Origin of the sequence: Coleofasciculus sp., assembly GCF_046565525.1 — a bacterium.
GTDB lineage: Bacteria > Cyanobacteriota > Cyanobacteriia > Cyanobacteriales > Coleofasciculaceae > Coleofasciculus.
Genome location: NZ_JBKHUP010000098.1, coordinates 1 through 16,711, shown reverse-complemented (window position 1 = coordinate 16,711; position 16,711 = coordinate 1). Strand labels below are relative to the sequence as shown.

Below are 16,711 nucleotides of genomic sequence, written 5' to 3'. Positions count from 1 at the left end.
TGCTATGATTATCTTGTTGATAGCTTAGAGCTGGCGACAGTGTTTAGCCATCTATGATTTTAAGCTACGTCTACAAACTGCGTCCATCTGGCAGCCAATCTGCCAAGATGCAGTCGTGGCTCGATATGCTTAGAGCGACATACAACTGGTGCTTGGCTGACCGAATTGAAACCTATCATTACTCTTTTATCCAGGGAGCTTACTGTAGCTTAAGGACTAAAGCCGAGGCTTACCCATTAACCTGCTGCATCGTTAAGAATGGTGCAACAGGTAATCCATGGAAAAACAACGGCAAAAAACGAAATGCTGGCACGATTCAGGATGCCGCACTGGTAGACCTGAAAGCTGCCCGTCCTTGGTATAAATCAATAGACTCGGACGTGTTGCAACGTAACATTGCCCGATTAAACACTGCCTATAAAAACTTCTTTGATGGGCGGGGTTTTCCGGCATTCAAAAACCGCAGTAATTTCCGGTCGTTTGAATATAAACCTGGCAGAGTTAAGTTTAAAGGGATTTTGGTCTATCTGCCTAAAATTGGCTGGATGCGCTTTTTCAATTCTCGTCCTATCCCTGATGGGTTTGCCGTTAGAAGCGTTACAATTCGTCGCCGAACCGATGGATGGTTCATAAGTGTGCGGATGGTGGACAAGTCAGTCCCAATGGCTACCCCTCGACCAACATCCGAAGTAAAAACGGCGGTTGGGCTGGACATGGGTTTAACTAAGTTGGTGCATTGTTCTGATGGGAGTGATATTCCTAATCCAAGGTTTGCTACCAACCAGAAGACTAAGCGAACCATGAAGATTCGCCAACGGCGTGTCAGTCGGACTAAGAAGGGTTCCTCTAACCGTAAGAAACGGGCTGCTGAAGTAGCCAAGCTACACAGTAAAGTCAGGAAGCGCAGAAGTGCCTACCAGTGGCAGGTTGCCAATAAACTGGTCAAGAAAGCCGACGCTGTTGTAATAGAAGACCTCAACATTCAAGGAATGGTGAGGCGGTGTAAACCCAAGCCAGATGAAGGGACTGGACGCTTTCTGCCCAATGGTCAATCAGCCAAGCGGGGTCTAAATCGTTCCATCTTGGATGCTTCATGGGGAGAGTTAATCAAAAAGATTCAGTACACGGCTGAAAAGTCGGGAAAGGTCTTGCTCAAAGTGAACCCACGGAATACATCCAGAGAGTGCAGTGCCTGTGGTCATATCGATAAAGCAAACCGGGACAGAGAGCGGTTTATCTGTACCGAATGTGGACATTTCGACCATGCCGATAAGCAAGCTGCGCGAAATATCAAGCGTAAAGCCGTTGTTGAATATAGCTTGAAATTAGTAACAAAAAAGGTACGTCGGGACTCGGCGAAACCCAAGCAGTTAACCCTGTTTGAAACGCCCAGCACTGAATTAACAGTGCCTAAAAGGAGAAAACACGACACCCGCAAGGGTAAACGTCGTGTGCCTGGGAACCTGGGAAGACAGCTAGAATTGTTTTCTCAGGATATGTGGAATGTGAGTTCCGCAGAATCCCACTTTTTCTAAAAGGGGGAGTGTCAACAAAAGGTGTCCCTAATGACTCACTGACTGTGCCGTTAACTCTATTGAGGAATGAACTAAGGTTAACAACGGACCGGTTTGTTCTGTCCCATTGACAGCTAAATCACTATGGCACAAATACAAGCGATCGCGAACTCGCCCTAACAAATCCTGTAAAATTCGCTGCAGGCGTTCTTCATCCGCTTTGATTTTATCGGCTTCTGTCCAAGGCTGTCCAAACCAATCCTTGAGAAATAAGGGCGCTGCAAATAATGTCGCGGCGCCTCCCTGACTCCAAAGATGAGATCCCGCATCTAACCAAAAATGCCAACGGTGATAGCCACGGGCGGCGCGATATTGGAAAATGGTGGCTAGGGTAACGGCTGAATTCGCTGTAGCTGAGAGACGACGAACGGGAAAGGAATTGGCTGTGACTGTCCCCCGACGCAATAATTGAATAAATTGAGAAATTGTCGCCTGTGGTGGTGTTCCCCCCCGGGCTATTTCCTCATCAGTAGTGTTAGCAGGGATTTTCCGCAATCGTCCATCTACTTCCCAATAATGTTGGGCGGTTTCCATGAGTTCCCGTAAAGCGGAAATTTGGTCGTAAGGTAGATTAGATCCATTCCACAGGAATTTCTGGATGGCGCGATCAAGAATAACCACACAGGAAGGAATCAGGCGTTGTTGTTGTTGTTCTCGTTGTCCCTCTAACCACTGCTGAATCTGAGTGTAAGCCGTTGTCGCCCGATGTCCTAAGCGATCCCAACGAGCAAAGGCTTCCACAGGTAATAAGCGGGGGGCTTCGGGATCAGGGGAATAGCAGTAATCTGCGAGTAAACCCGCCCGCACGGGGTCAATATAGGGATTGGGAAGGGGGGAGTCGGCTTCAGCCGTAGCCACGGGTTCAGGTGGGCGACTGAGAACCACTAGCATTTGTGCGATCGCCTCTCGATCCACTAAGCGCCCTAATCCTGGATACACAAGGGTTAACAGGGTTAATAATGCCTGAATTAAGGGGGAACTAATCAGAGGGCGCTGTTCATTCAGAGGCTCTATAGGAATTCCCTGTTTGGTGAGAATATCCGTCAGAGTATACCGTGCGATCGCGTCTAATCCGGGTGCAATTATCGCAATATCTCCTGGTTCCACTTGTCCCGACTTCACCGCATCTATAATCACCTCGGCGGTTAGGCGCAACAACTGAGCGCGGGACGTAGTTTGCAGTGACTGCAAAGACTCAGGTAAGTCTGACAATACCATAGGGTCGTTGAGCAGGTCTACCGCCATCGGCGATAACCCATCAGCCAAGGAATCATTCGGGTGTGTCGGTAAGGATTCCACTTGACATCGGGAGGCTAATCCTGACAAATAATCCGGATCAGCGTTTAAGCCTAAACGCACTTGACCTTGAGGATTATAGGTAAACGCCCCCACGACGCCCTGATCTAAGAGTACATCAAACAAATCACGCGCGATCGCGGGATACTCATCTACATCATCTGCCAGTATCGCCCGATAACGCTGGGTCAAATACTGCTGATAAGTGGAATCGGCTAACATTTCCCGCCAATAGAGATCACAAATCAGACTGTATGTCAACAACCCCTTATCTAGACACCAGCGCCGCCAATCCAACAGCAGTTTACCAATCAATTCCCATTGATCCGGGGTGGCTTCGAGTTCCACCACTCCCTGTTCTAGAATTTTGGGAATCTCTTCAATACGAGTCCCACTCAGGGCGGCTAACTGTAACAAATCCAACAGACGTCGCACCCGAACCGACTCATTGGTTCCCGGTATCTGAATCAATCCTGATTCGAGTTGGGGACGCCACAACTGCATAGCTAAATCCTGTTCCGTTTCTGGGCGCAAGCGCAGGGGAAACTGGGCTCTGAGATTTAACCGTTGGATCAAAAGGGGCCAAAATAGAATCACTTCGTCCTGAAAGAATCCCAAGGGTGTCTGACAACGCACTGGATAACGCCCCTGTAATGTAGTGGTGAGGCGATCTGTCAACTCTCGACGATTATCAGCATTTGCTGCCAAAATTAAAAGAGCTGGCGTCTGATAGCGATCGCGCCGCTTTTTGCGGACAATGGGAGAGGATAACTGACGCGATCTACCCCATCCTGCTTCCACCCATTGGCGAAACAGAGTCACCAAGCGAGTTGTTTTGCCCGTGCGAGTGCCACCACTAATCCAAATTGAATCGGAAACCACGAGTTCTCCTAGGATGAGTCTGCTACTATACCACCTACAGTAGACTATATTCATTCTGACTCAATTGAGAGCCAGGATTGCTCCAGAATATTTTTTATTGAGATTTTTAGCCATTTCGATGAAACTACCCTCTATTTTACGTCTGGCTAACCAATGGTTCTCGGATACACCCGAAAGAGCCTTAGATCAAGCTTACAAAGCTGCGTTAACCATTAAATCGATTGAAGATGAGCATTTTAATGGGCAAAAAATTGATTCTGGCTCCAGTCAACATAGTGATAGTGTTATTTCATATTTTGAAGCTGACTTAAAGAAATACTTAAATACCATTAGAGTTCGCTTACAAGAATTTAGAACCAGTCGGTCAATTTTTCGGATTTCTGAACCGACAAAAATGAATGGATTACTCGGTTCTCCAGACAACTTAGACCGGTATGATTACATAGAATTAACCGAAAGGCAAGCCATTATAATCGAAAAACTAAACTTTATTGATCAAATTTTAAAACGGTATTCAGAACCCGATCCATCCTCCCTTTCATTAATTCCACTCTCCACCAATCAAGTTGCTCAACCCAACGGCAATGCCAGACCTACAGCCAATGCCAAAGACCTATCAAAGTTGAAGCAGGTTAGGGTTAATCCCCCAAATGAGGCATTAGAAACTGTATCGGATAAAACCGGTGTTGTGCCTCGGTCAATTCTGCGAACGGTCAATCGACTTCAGCGGGAACTTGATCCCAAAGCCGAAGAGGAAGTTGTCAAAAAGTTTCGCACGTCTCGAGACAAAACCTTAATTTCGATCAAGTTTATTTTAACACTGATCATTATTCCCATTTTAGCCCATCAGGTTGCTAAAACTTTCGTCGTTGGACCCATTGTTGACTCCTTTCGCCCAGAAAATGAACCCGGTATTTTCTTAAACATCGACATGAAGGAAGAAGCCTTCATAGAACTCCAGCGGTTTGAAGAGGAACTGCACTTTAAAAGTTTATTGGGAATGGCGCCTCAGTTATCCTCGGAAGAAATGGAAGAACAGCTGAGGACAAAAGCCGAAGAGCTAGCTGAAGCTTATCGATATCGCAGTTCTGATGCGATTAAGAATATTTTTTCCGACTTAATTTCTCTACTTTGTTTTGCGGGAGTTATTGTGACCAGCAAAGCCGATTTTGTGGTTCTAAAATCCTTTATTGATGATATTGTCTACGGACTCAGTGATAGCGCCAAAGCCTTTATCATTATTTTGTTTACCGATATGTTTGTCGGATTTCACTCTCCCCACGGTTGGGAAGTGATTCTGGCCGGAATTTCGCGACATTTTGGTATTCCCGAAAATCATGATTTTATCTTTTTGTTCATTGCCACGTTTCCGGTTATTCTCGATTCGGTGATTAAATATTGGATTTTCCGCTATCTAAACCGGATTTCTCCGTCAGCGGTGGCAACTTACCGCAATATGAATGAATAATTTTGTTTATATCATTGGTTTTTAGTCATTCGTCCTCCTTCTTCATCGGCTGATACTTTCTACCGCCACCGCGATGTACTTCTCCCTTTTTTCGAGCATGGGCAATAAGCACAATTTTTTCCAGAAAAACGCCATAGTTAGCCAGGTGTGGTTTTAGGATATTATCGGCAAATGTTTGCTCAGTTGATCCTTCAGCAAATAGGTAGAGACGAACCATTAATGGGGTCCTCCCCCAATAACATTTTTCTCCCAAACTTCCCCAAAACTGTATTCATCAAGCCAATCTGCCAATTCTGTGGAATCTAGCCGTTTAAAGTGCGACTCTTTACCCTGTCGATTTACTACAATGACATCTTCAGGCTCAAAGTTATCCAAAAAAGAACTAGATTGGGTGCTGATGAGAATTTGTGTATTATACGAAGCCTTGCCAAACATCGCAGCTACAACATTGAGAGCATAGGGATGAAGACCGAGTTCCGGTTCATCAACAACAATCAGTTCTGGCAGTTCATCTTCTGGCTGTAAGAGCAATGTGGTCAGGCATATAGCTCGCAACGTCCCATCAGAAAACTGATGGGGTCCAAACACCCTGTTGAAGTCGTCCTGCCATCATCTCATTCAGCAGCTTAAAAAACGAAACCAGGTTGCTTTTACCTGCTCCGTTGGCTCCAATCAAGACATTTAAGGAGCGCAACTCCAAATCCATCGTTTTAATGGACTTGAAGCCGTTGAGAATGATTCGTTGCAGCATGATTATTCTGCTGCTGTTTTCACAGAAGGCGGTATTTGACTAGACACTTCATAAAATGTAGTCGTGGGTGGCTTGATAAATAAATGAGACATCTTCTCCAAAATCTGTTGATAAGCCTCATTTTGATTTTCATCCATGTCTTCGATATGATCCCAAAAGATAACGGCAATTCCTTTATCCGTTCCAGGTTCTCGCAGCATGTATGCCCCTTGGAATCCGTGAGTGTAGGTCGAGACGGCTTCTTCATAAAGCTGTTGGGCTTCTTCAAATTTACCGGGCTTAAATTCCCCGATCGCTACATAGGCATACTTGTGTTTGAGAAAATCTAGAAATTCGCTCATTATTACACTCCTTATTGATTAAGTCAACAACTAAGTATCAATGACCAAGGACAAATGACAACTTTATATTGCCATCAATGTGGCAACTTTTTGCAAAAGCTGGGCAGGTTCTACGGGTTTGGGTAAGTAATCGTCAACGAGGGCGTTAAGATCTTGCTGTTCATCGGCTGAGAGTGAGGATGTAATCAAAGCCAAAACTTTGATGTGTGCTGTCGTAGTCTTATGGTGGAGATAATAGCTGATCTCATATCCGTCCATTGCTGATAACTGCCAATCCATAATCACAGCATGGGGTTGCAGCAGTTCAATTTGCCTCACGGCAGTCGAACTTTCGATCAGCCAAACTAGATGATAACCCGCCGCCGTGAGAATTTCGCAAATGGCTGTCGCACTGGCTTCATTATTTTCGATTAAAACGATACTCCCTGGCACCGGAGATCCCTTTCCCGATGGGGCGGCTGATTTGGTTGCGCCTGAAACAACTGATTGGATAGGCAAGCAAACGGTAAAGATAGAGCCTTTTCCAACAGTGGATTCAACTTCAATCGTACCGCCATGGAGTTCGACCAATTGTTTGGTCAGAGCTAGCCCTAAACCTGTACCTTCGTAGGTACGCTGATAGGTTGTCTCTAACTGCTGAAACTTTTGAAACATCAGGTGAATCTGTTCTTGGGGAATACCAATCCCCGTGTCTTCGATTTGAAATACAGCTAGATTATGTTCTCGCCACCCTCTTATGGTGACTTGACCACCAGCCGGAGTAAATTTTATCGCATTTCCCAATAAATTAAACAAAATTTGCCGGAGTCGGCGTGGATCAGCCTGAAAGCGATCCTTTTGGGTGGGGACTTGCCAATCCAGGGTTAATTCTATCTGGCTACTCCGGGCTTTTTCTTTTAAGGATTGTAAGGTTTGCTGGGCAAGATACCACAGGGAAAACTCGCTGATATTTAAAACGGCTTTCCCCGCCTCTAATTGGGAAAAATCGAGAATATCGTTAATCAGTTCCAGTAGGTGTTCCCCATTCTCTTGGATCGTTTCTAAATAACGCCGTTGCTTCTCAAGGGATACGGTTTTGCTACCTCCCTCCCCCAATGACCAACGCAATAATGTTGCCGATAGTCCAATCACACAAGTCAGGGGCGTTCGCAACTCATGACTCATCGCCGCTAGAAATTCACTTTTGGCATAGTTAGCGGCTTGTGTCGCTTGCAGCGCATCCCGAAGTTCTTGGGTGCGCTCAATCACTCGCTGTTCTAGGTTACTTTTTTGCTGGTGCAGTTGGGCATACAGTTGAGCCTGATAAATAGCAACAGCCAGGTGTTCGGCAATTTGCTTGAGAAATAGTTTTTCGCTTTCTTGCCACTGTCGGGGTGCAAAACATTGGTGGGCAATCAGTAATCCCCACAGGCGATTTTGAACGATAATCGGCGCGACTAACTTGGCTTTAACTTGGGTTTGTCGCAGCAGTTGGAGTAAGCAGGGAGAATCGCTGTAGGCGACTTCAATATCATCAATCGCCCCAGTAAATCCTTGGTGATATCGGGTGCGACAGTTAGGAATATGGAGGGCGCAGTCCTTTTCCTCTCGCCAATTGAGGACAGAACCAATTTTATCCGAATAGCGGGCTTCATAGGTGACACAACCCTCATCCTGTTGTGAGGGAAGCGGTGAAGTTAGAGATTTGGCGTTCTCGAATTGATCGGCAACATCCGTGGAATTGTCAACCTCGGTTTTATTACCCTCCTCGCTAACGTTAACCAAATCACCGTCAAATTGATAGATTAATAGGCGATCCACGTTCAAAAAATGACGCACCTCATCGACAGCCGTGGAGAGGATAACCGGTAACTCCAGACTTTGGCGAATGTGAGTAGTAACCTGGTTAACCAGCCGTTCCTGTTCCACCTGTTGGCGTAGTGCTGCTTCAATGGGTTGACCCACCTCACAGTAAGGATAGATGGGTTCGTTGCTGATCGGATTCGCACTGAGTACATCCATCAACAACAGAGTAAATTCACTCTGGATATCCCCTTGGTTCGGTTCTGGATAGGTTTGGGCAAGTTGGAAAATATGGAAAATCTGGGGGGAGTTGGTGAAGCGTTGAGTGAGCCCGTCGAGAAAATCTGCGATCGCGTCTGACTCAAAGGTTAACCCAACCTGATACAGGCTTGAATGAGCATTTGTCTCAGTTTCCCCCGGTGACTCGATTGCAGCCGCGATGAGCAAGGCGCGGAACACTGGAGACACCAGCACCGTAAATCGTTGCACCTGTTGATCTAGACCCACGGATACAATGGGTAAGTCCTGCGATCGCAAGAGTACAGCTTTCCTACCAACTTTTACCTGCATCTGCTGCAATAACTCTTGCAGCCGCTCGAACATTGACAATGGCAACGTTCGGCTAAATCTTGGATTCCCCAATATCGCCATGAGTTTGGTTAGTTTGAGCAAGTGACAATGCTTCACCCCTGATTTGGTGTAAGCTGAGCCTCTATTCGATGCTATCCAAGATATAGCGGTTTATTTATAACATCTTTATTAAAATTTTTAGTATTTTATACTCTATCCATTATTGTATCACTTTGTAAAGGATGTAAACTTTTGTCAGCAGGTATTATGTTCACATCTCCCGGCTATCACTTACCTACTGGAGCCAGATGGAAAGATCCCTTTGGAGTAAATCTTGTAGCTTCAAGATGTCTTCCCGATACACCTCAATGAGCTGCTGACGTATTTCATGAGGCAGTTTCGGCGGTTGCTCTAAGTTTTGGTTTCGCAAATCCACGTATGTTTTGTATATTTTATTCAGGCTATAGTATCGCTGTAAATGGCTATAGTAAAATCCTCCTCTTATCAAACCCGATCTTTTTTTAACAATGTCATGAAAGTTATCAATTATTTCCTGATGCGTATAACTGGACAACTTCCTCACACCAAGCATTAGCAGCATAATATACAAGGAATACGTTCTATTAGCTGGATCACGCAAGATAGCAATAAGCTTAGCGTTGGGAATGTGGTATTGTATACGTTCAGCCGCTTGAGGATGAGTTAAGTAGCTCGTTGAGGCTTCACCAATGGCTATTTCATCAGAGGCTCCTTGAAATAAAGCTTGATAATCCTCTAAAGTAGGGATAGGATAATCTTTCGTTCCATTTTTTGAGAAAAAATGCGGCTCTTTCCGAGGACTCATATAAATTTGAGGATGTTGTTTGAGATATTGATAAACTGTTGTAGTTCCCGCTTTCGCTGCACCGATGACCAAAAAGTTAGGTAATCTCATAAAATCAATACAGTCCCAACCTAAATGAATACACATAAAATACCACAGGATCTCTAAAAAGACTATGCATCGGATTGCTGCGACACCGGGAGGATGGAATCCACAAGCAGAAGGAGTCATCTTTATTGAGCAGACACCTGCGCCGATTATTTTAATCACAGCCGCTGACACTGATATTCAAACCTTGGCGGCGTCAATGGCTCATTTGCCCCCAGATTTTCCCGCGATTCGAGCCGTTAACCTCTTACAATTGCAGCAGGAATTAACGATTGATACCTATTCCGACCAGGTTTTAGAGAAGGCAGACGTTATTATTATTCGGCTTTTGGGTGGATCTGCATACTGGTCTTATGGATTGGAAGTCGTGCAAACAATGGTGCAACAAACAGGAGCTAACTTAATCCTATTGCCAGGGGATGATCGCCCAGATCCCAATTTAATTAGTCATTCTACCATTCCGTTAACCGCCGTTCACCAGCTATGGCGCTACTTTATTGAAGGAGGTGTAGAGAATTGTACCAACGCCCTGAAATTTGTAGCAGATTTGTGCTTGGGAAGAAGCTATGAGCCTCTACCTCCTAAACCGATACCGCGTGTGGGGGTTTATGGGTGGGGAGATGAAAGCGCTAAAGCGCTTACTACTAACTCTAAAGTGGGGATTTTGTTTTATCGCGCTCATTATTTGGCGGGAAATACATCACCTATTGATGCACTTTGTCAAGCTTTAGTCGAACAACAGTTGAATCCTGTGCCACTATTTGTCTCGTCATTACGTGATCTGGAAGTACAAGCGGAGGTATTATCCTATTTCCAACCCAAAGATAGTGCGGGAATTGAGGTTTTGCTGAATACGACGAGTTTCTCTGTTGCTAAATTAGATTCTCAGGAACTATCCCTGATAACTAAGGACGAAAATTCCTCTGATTCAACCCTCAAAAGCCAAACGTCACCCCATCGTAGGGGCGAAGCTTATGCGTCCAGATTGTTCGATTCGACGACTAAATTTTCGTCGCATAAGCTTCGCCCAGTCACAGGCATAGACAATGAAATATCCGGATTAGAGTTATGGCAACGTTTGGATGTACCTGTACTACAAGTCATTTTTAGTGGCGGGACAAAGGAACAATGGGATAAACAGTTTCAGGGATTAACCCCTAGAGATACGGCAATGAATGTAGCATTGCCAGAAGTGGATGGACGCATTATCACTCGTGCGGTTTCATTTAAGGCGGTACAAATCTGGAATCCGCTGCTGGAAACGGATGTAGTGGTTTATGAATCGGTGCGCGATCGCATCAATTTTGTCGCCGAGTTAGCCGCGAATTGGGTGAAATTGCGCCAAACCCCGCCATCAGAACGGCGTATTGCCCTCATCTTAGCCAATTATCCTAACCGAGATGGACGCCTCGCTAATGGTGTGGGGCTCGATACCCCTGCAAGCTGTGTGGAAATTCTTCAGGCGTTGCAAGAGGCGGGGTATCAGGTAGAAGATAGTCCAGAAACCGGAGATGAACTGATCCAGCGCTTAACCAGTGGGGTAACAAATGACCCCGAAGGCTGGGAATTACGTCCTGTACAACAGTGGTTATCTGAGCAAGATTATCACGATTATTTTGATACGTTACCTTTAACGGTACAACAAGGAATCTGTAACCGTTGGCATGGGGAAACTAAAAACTCAACATTTCCCATTCCTGGAATACAACTGGGTAATATTTTTGTCGGCATTCAACCGTCGCGGGGTTATGATATTGACCCAGGATTAAATTATCACGCGCCGGATTTAGAACCAACGCCCGCTTATTTAGCCTTTTATTATTGGCTGCGGCAGAAATTTGGGGCGCATGGGGTGGTACATCTGGGTAAACATGGCAATTTGGAATGGTTACCGGGGAAAAGTTTGGCACTATCCCAAACCTGTTATCCAGAAGTCGCATTAGGGACAATGCCCCATTTATACCCATTCATTGTTAATGATCCAGGGGAAGGGTCACAAGCGAAACGGCGATCGCAAGCTGTGATTATTGACCATCTGACACCACCGATGACTCGCGCTGAACTCTATGGTTCTTTGCAACAGCTTGAGGGGTTAGTGGATGAATATTACGAAGCGCAAAGCTTAGATCCCTCTCGCTTACCGATGATCCGCGATCGCATTACTCAATTGGTTATCCAAGAAAACCTGCACCAGGATTTAGGATTTGAGGATAGGGTGGAACGCCGAGAAACAGAGGCTGTAGGGGCGGGTTTTACCGATAACGTTCTGTCGATGTCAGATAGCTTGACTAAACCCGCCCTTCTAAAGGAAGCTGGGGAAGCGAATCTTTTAACTCAAATCGATAGTTACCTGTGTGAATTAAAAGAAGCTCAAATTCGGGATGGGTTGCATATATTAGGACAGTGTCCCCAGGGACGACTATTGCGAGACTTAACTGTGGCAATTGCCCGTCATCCGGGGAGGGGGCGCTTAGGGTTAACTCGTGCGATCGCCCAAGACTGGGGATGGGACTTTGATCCCCTGATTCCAGAGGGTGACAATAACAGAGACGCGATCGCACAATTAGAAGCCCAAGCCTCTCAATTGGTAGAATCCCTAATCTCTAGGGGAGATGGGGGAGATAAGAGAGTAAACTCAACACCCAACACTCAACATTCAAAACTTAATTCCCTAATCGGACAACGAACGCAACAGGAATTAGACTGGATTCGCGATCGCCTTTTACCCGCCCTAACCCAAACATCCCAAGAACTCACTAATCTGTTGCAGGGATTAGATGGGCGCTATGTCGAGAGTGGGGCGGCGGGTGCGCCAACGAGGGGACGCCCGGAGGTATTACCCACAGGGCGCAATTTTTACTCCGTTGATATCCGGGCGATTCCCACCGAAACGGCGTGGGATGTGGGACGAAAGGCGGCGGAAGCGGTGATTGAACGCTATACCCAGGATAATGGGGAGTATCCCAAAACACTGGCATTATCTGTATGGGGAACGTCAGCGATGAGAACTGGGGGCGATGATCTGGCGCAGGCGCTGGCGTTGTTGGGTGTGCAACCGATTTGGGATCGTCCCTCACGTCGGGTTGTGGATTTTGAAATTCTGCCCCTGTCGGTGTTAGGGCGTCCGCGTGTGGATGTGACGCTGCGAATATCGGGCTTTTTTCGCGATGCTTTCCCCAATCTAATTGATTTATTTTACAGTGCCGTGGTCGCTGTTGCCGCATTGGATGAATCCCCTGAGGACAATCCCTTGGCGGCGCAAGTGAAACAGGAGACAGAGTTTTGGTGTCAGGCGGGATTGAGTGAAGAACAAGCCGAGGCGCGATCGCGCTATCGGATATTTGGCTCGAAACCGGGGGCGTATGGTGCAGGGTTACAGGGATTGATTGAGGCGCAAAACTGGCGTGATGAACAAGATTTGGCGCGGGCGTATATGAATTGGAGTAGTTATGCTTACTGTGGTACGTCTTCCCAAAATCAGGAGGGAGTTGCAGCACCAGAAGCCTTTGCACAACGCCTGAAGCAATTGCAAGTTGTTTTACATAATCAGGATAATCGGGAACACGATTTACTCGATTCTGATGATTATTATCAGTTTCAAGGGGGGTTAACCGCATCGGTACGAGCGCTGACGGGTAAGAATCCGCAAACCTATTTTGGGGATAATTCGATTCCTGAAAATCCCAAGGTGCGACGGCTACAGGAAGAAATTGCCCGCGTTTACCGTTCCCGTGTGGTGAATCCCAAATGGATTGAAGGGGTAATGCGCCACGGATATAAGGGGGCGTTTGAAATGGCGGCGACTGTGGATTATTTGTTTGCTTATGATGCGACAGCCAATTGTGTGGCAGATTATATGTATCAAGGGGTGACGGAGGCTTATCTGTTGGATGATAGGGTACAAGAGTTTATCCAGCAAAAGAACCCCTGGGCGATGCGGGATATGGCAGAACGGTTACTAGAGGCGCATCAGCGATCGTTGTGGCAATCCGCTAAACCTGAGATACTGGAGCAATTAAGAGCGATCACCCTGCAAGCAGAAGCCGTGATTGAAGGGTTAACTTGAGCGACTGACTTTTGAGTGATTTTTGAGTGATGATGAGACAATACGCCCATTCTAAAACATACGTTTCTTTCTCCAGAAGTAGCTGATGTGACACTTCAATGGGTGGAATGCGGATTGACAACCTTCTCACCTTACTTGGTTAGGATGTATCCAGGATTAGAAAACTCAATTGCTGAGGCGTTGCTGAATGGACTGAATTACAGCAGCGTCTTTTTGTTTCTAATTTCACTTGAATAATGAGTTGTCTTTTTTGCCCAATCTATCGGTGTGACAGTTGAACCTGTGGAACACCACCGGCAAATAGTCTCTGGTCAGTCAACTACCATTTTGTATAGATAGGATTAGAAAACTCAATTACTGCGGCGTTGCTGAATGGACTGAATCACAGCAGCGTCTTTTTTGTATCAAATACTTTTGTATAAAATACTACAGAATTATATCACAAAATTTGTATCTGTAGCAATCGCCAACTTGAAGGCGGCAAAAGAGCGCCCGTGATACTTGGCTATTCCCATACCCAAAAGGGTTGTTTTTGATGCAGTAAATTCCCTAACTACACTTATTTTTTCAACAAATTAAATTTTCAGGCAATGCTGCACTAGGGTAATACCGCGATCAGATTAACTCTGACAGGAGTATAAAAAAATTGAGACGGCAAAAGGACAGTGAAGCCTTTTCCGTCACAATTTGTTATAATTTTTGCCAGGACTAGAAAACTCAATTGGTCAGGCGTTGCTGAATTAACGGCTTAATTCAGTGGCGCTTTTTGTTTAATCTTAACTTTAGCGAAGTTTTCGGGAGACTGTCTACGGAAATTGCCGGAATTTACTGAAATTTTAGGACAAATCTTACTTTTGTCAAGATTTTGGGATCAAAGCGCCTAGTCACACGAGAGAACTCGCTCCTTCTCTAAGTGGGGTTATTTTTAAGATAGTCGGCAATTGTGAAATTAAAGTGAAGACGCCGACGAAATTTCCCCGCTTCCCGATATGGCATGTTCGGGTTTATATATTTTCCCCCTACTGAGGTGCGTTTCAAGTTTCTTTGCTGATAACGAATTAACGGGTGAGGGGATAGGGGGGATGGAGAGAGGAAGTGGCGGCTCATCGTAGCATCTGAGGAAAGTAGAATTTTGAATTTTGAATTCACTCAGAACTCTCCCAGAGGCTGAAGGGTTTGATCCAACGGCGGTGAATTGCCCAGTCGAGGGTAAAACGGGCGATGGCAAATTCGATTAGACTTTCGATGACCAAGATACCCCAAACCCAAAGGGTATCGGTAATATCTGGCTGTCCCTCTATTACCGCCAAACCCCGCACCAAGCCAAAGGCTAAAACCACTCCCGCTTTAAGTTGGGGATTTTGATCGTCCCGGATAGCATAGCGGTAGGTGACGCCAAACAAAAAGCCGGACAAAAACGCGATCGCGACTTTGATGAGTAGAGTAAAGTCAACCTGGAAATCTAGTAAGCTGAGGACAGGCGACTGGGTTGGTAGGAGCAGCAAATGCAACAGCGCTATCCGCCTAACACTGGACAAATATGGACAACACGCTCATTCCATTGATGGATAGCCAGTCTCAGCAAACGCTACGTTATTAGGGTCATGGAATCTATGGGTGCTTGCCAGCTCATAGTTTAAAAGCCGTCTAGGTTTAAACAGGTGATTTAGGTATAGCCAGTGACCGGGGCATCGACAAGCCTTAATAACATTGACGAGGCACAATTTACCCTGGAAACAGGAGTTTTCGTATTATGCGAGTTTTCGTAATCAACCAAAACTTGGAACCACTCTCTCCTTGCCACCCCGCCAAAGCCAGAAAGCTACTTTCTTGTGGTAAGGCAGCCGTGTGGAAGCGATACCCTTTTACCATCATCATGAAACAGGAGGTGAAAAATCCTGTGAACAGAGAACATCGATTGAAAATTGACCCCGGTTCCCAAGTAACTGGACTAGCCATCTTAGAAGGAAACCGAGTCGTATTTGCGGCTGAGTTGACCCATCGCGGATTGGCAATAAAAGCAACTCTAGAGAGCCGTCGTGCTATTCGCCGGGGACGCCGGAACCGTCATACTCGATACCGCAAGCCTCGATGCAACCGCTTCCGTCCCACCGACTGGTTGGCTCCTAGTCTCCAACATCGGGTAGACACTACTCTAACTTGGGTAAATCGGTTGAGAAAGTTGGCTCCAATTTCTTTTATTTCAATGGAACTGGTACGGTTCGATACTCAGCGACTCAATAACCCGGAAATAGCTGGTATCGAGTATCAAAAAGGAGAACTTTTTGGTTACGAAGTCCGGGAGTATCTATTGACCAAATGGAACCGTCAATGTGCTTACTGTGGAGCCTCTGGCGTTCCTTTACAGGTGGAACATATCCACCCCAAATCCAAGGGCGGCAGCAATCGGGTTTCTAACCTATGTTTGGCTTGTCAACCATGTAACATCAAAAAGGGAACCCAACCGATTAAACAATTTCTCGCATCGAAACCGGATACTCTAAAACAGATATTAGCTTTCGCCAAACGTCCCCTTAATGACGCGGCTGCCGTCAATTCTACCCGATGGGCGCTCCAAGAGCAGCTAATGGCTAAGGGTTTACCCGTTGAAACGGGGACAGGTGGCATAACAAAGTTTAACCGCACTCGATTAGGCTTACCGAAAACCCATTGGCTGGATGCTGCTTGCGTTGGACAATCAACCCCAGAAAATCTAATAACTCGAAATATTAATCCCTTGGTAATCAAGGCAACGGGACATGGAAATCGGAAAATGGCACAAATCAATAAATTTGGTTTCCCACGCCGGAAAAAAGATGGCAGTTATAGCGTTAGAAATCGCAGTAAAGAATTTCATGGATTTAAAACAGGCGATATTGTTCGTGCCATTGTCCCCACTGGGAAAAATCAAGGAACGCACATTGGGCGAGTGACAGTGAGAGCCGGTCGGGTCTTTGACTTGACTACAGCAAAAGGAAAACTGCAAAGCATCAACTGGAAGTATTTCGAGCCAATCTGGAAAGCTGACGGTTACACTTATGTCCACAAAG

At 45.9% G+C, this 16,711-nt stretch carries 10 protein-coding genes and 2 pseudogenes; 4 read left to right on the top strand and 8 right to left on the bottom strand.

Going from position 1 to position 16,711, the window contains the following annotated elements:
* Positions 1–53 precede the first annotated feature (53 nt).
* Positions 54–1,535 carry an RNA-guided endonuclease InsQ/TnpB family protein gene (locus ACLGGO_RS27595; RefSeq protein ID WP_446421687.1) on the top strand — a complete coding sequence of 494 codons (1,482 nt, stop codon included), beginning with the start codon at positions 54–56 and terminating at the stop codon, positions 1,533–1,535.
* A gap of 27 nt (positions 1,536–1,562) precedes the next feature.
* Here the strand turns inward: ACLGGO_RS27595 and ACLGGO_RS27590 are convergent, their stop codons facing one another.
* On the bottom strand, positions 1,563–3,752 hold the full coding sequence (locus ACLGGO_RS27590; protein WP_446421686.1) for a recombinase family protein: 2,190 nt from the start codon (positions 3,750–3,752) through the stop codon (positions 1,563–1,565).
* Between the two features lie 118 nt (positions 3,753–3,870).
* On the opposite strand from ACLGGO_RS27590, the gene ACLGGO_RS27585 reads away from it, so the two are divergent.
* A complete protein-coding gene (locus tag ACLGGO_RS27585; protein WP_446421685.1) occupies positions 3,871–5,220 on the top strand; it encodes a proton extrusion protein PcxA in 1,350 nt (449 codons plus the stop codon).
* Between the two features lie 34 nt (positions 5,221–5,254).
* Here ACLGGO_RS27585 and ACLGGO_RS27580 read toward each other — a convergent pair.
* From ACLGGO_RS27580 to ACLGGO_RS27555, 6 genes and pseudogenes are all read right to left on the bottom strand, one after another.
* A pseudogene (locus ACLGGO_RS27580) lies at positions 5,255–5,437 on the bottom strand (DUF4276 family protein); the annotation flags it as partial.
* Positions 5,437–5,820 (bottom strand): annotated as a pseudogene (locus ACLGGO_RS27575) (AAA family ATPase); the annotation flags it as partial. The pseudogenes ACLGGO_RS27580 and ACLGGO_RS27575, both read right to left, overlap by 1 nt.
* Positions 5,783–5,926 carry an AAA family ATPase gene (locus ACLGGO_RS27570; RefSeq protein WP_446421696.1) on the bottom strand — a complete coding sequence of 48 codons (144 nt, stop codon included), beginning with the start codon at positions 5,924–5,926 and terminating at the stop codon, positions 5,783–5,785. The gene ACLGGO_RS27570 and the pseudogene ACLGGO_RS27575, both read right to left, overlap by 38 nt.
* 47 nt (positions 5,927–5,973) lie before the next feature.
* A complete protein-coding gene (locus ACLGGO_RS27565; protein WP_446335019.1) occupies positions 5,974–6,312 on the bottom strand; it encodes an antibiotic biosynthesis monooxygenase in 339 nt (112 codons plus the stop codon).
* Positions 6,313–6,375: 63 nt separating this feature from the next.
* Positions 6,376–8,697 (bottom strand): hybrid sensor histidine kinase/response regulator, encoded by a 2,322-nt coding sequence (locus ACLGGO_RS27560; protein WP_446421695.1) that lies wholly within the window; start codon positions 8,695–8,697, stop codon positions 6,376–6,378.
* Between the two features lie 262 nt (positions 8,698–8,959).
* Complete coding sequence (locus ACLGGO_RS27555; RefSeq protein ID WP_446421684.1) at positions 8,960–9,634, bottom strand: sulfotransferase; 675 nt, start codon at positions 9,632–9,634, stop codon at positions 8,960–8,962.
* Between the two features lie 28 nt (positions 9,635–9,662).
* Between ACLGGO_RS27555 and cobN the strand changes: the two genes are divergently transcribed.
* On the top strand, positions 9,663–13,661 hold the full coding sequence (gene cobN, locus ACLGGO_RS27550) for a cobaltochelatase subunit CobN (protein ID WP_446421683.1): 3,999 nt from the start codon (positions 9,663–9,665) through the stop codon (positions 13,659–13,661).
* Between the two features lie 1,145 nt (positions 13,662–14,806).
* On the opposite strand, the gene ACLGGO_RS27545 is transcribed toward cobN, so the two are convergent.
* Positions 14,807–15,172, bottom strand: coding sequence for a hypothetical protein (locus tag ACLGGO_RS27545; RefSeq protein WP_446421682.1), 366 nt, complete (start codon positions 15,170–15,172; stop codon positions 14,807–14,809).
* Between the two features lie 242 nt (positions 15,173–15,414).
* Between ACLGGO_RS27545 and iscB the strand changes: the two genes are divergently transcribed.
* The coding region (gene iscB, locus ACLGGO_RS27540; RefSeq protein ID WP_446421681.1) for an RNA-guided endonuclease IscB at positions 15,415–16,711 on the top strand (1,297 nt) is incomplete at its 3' end.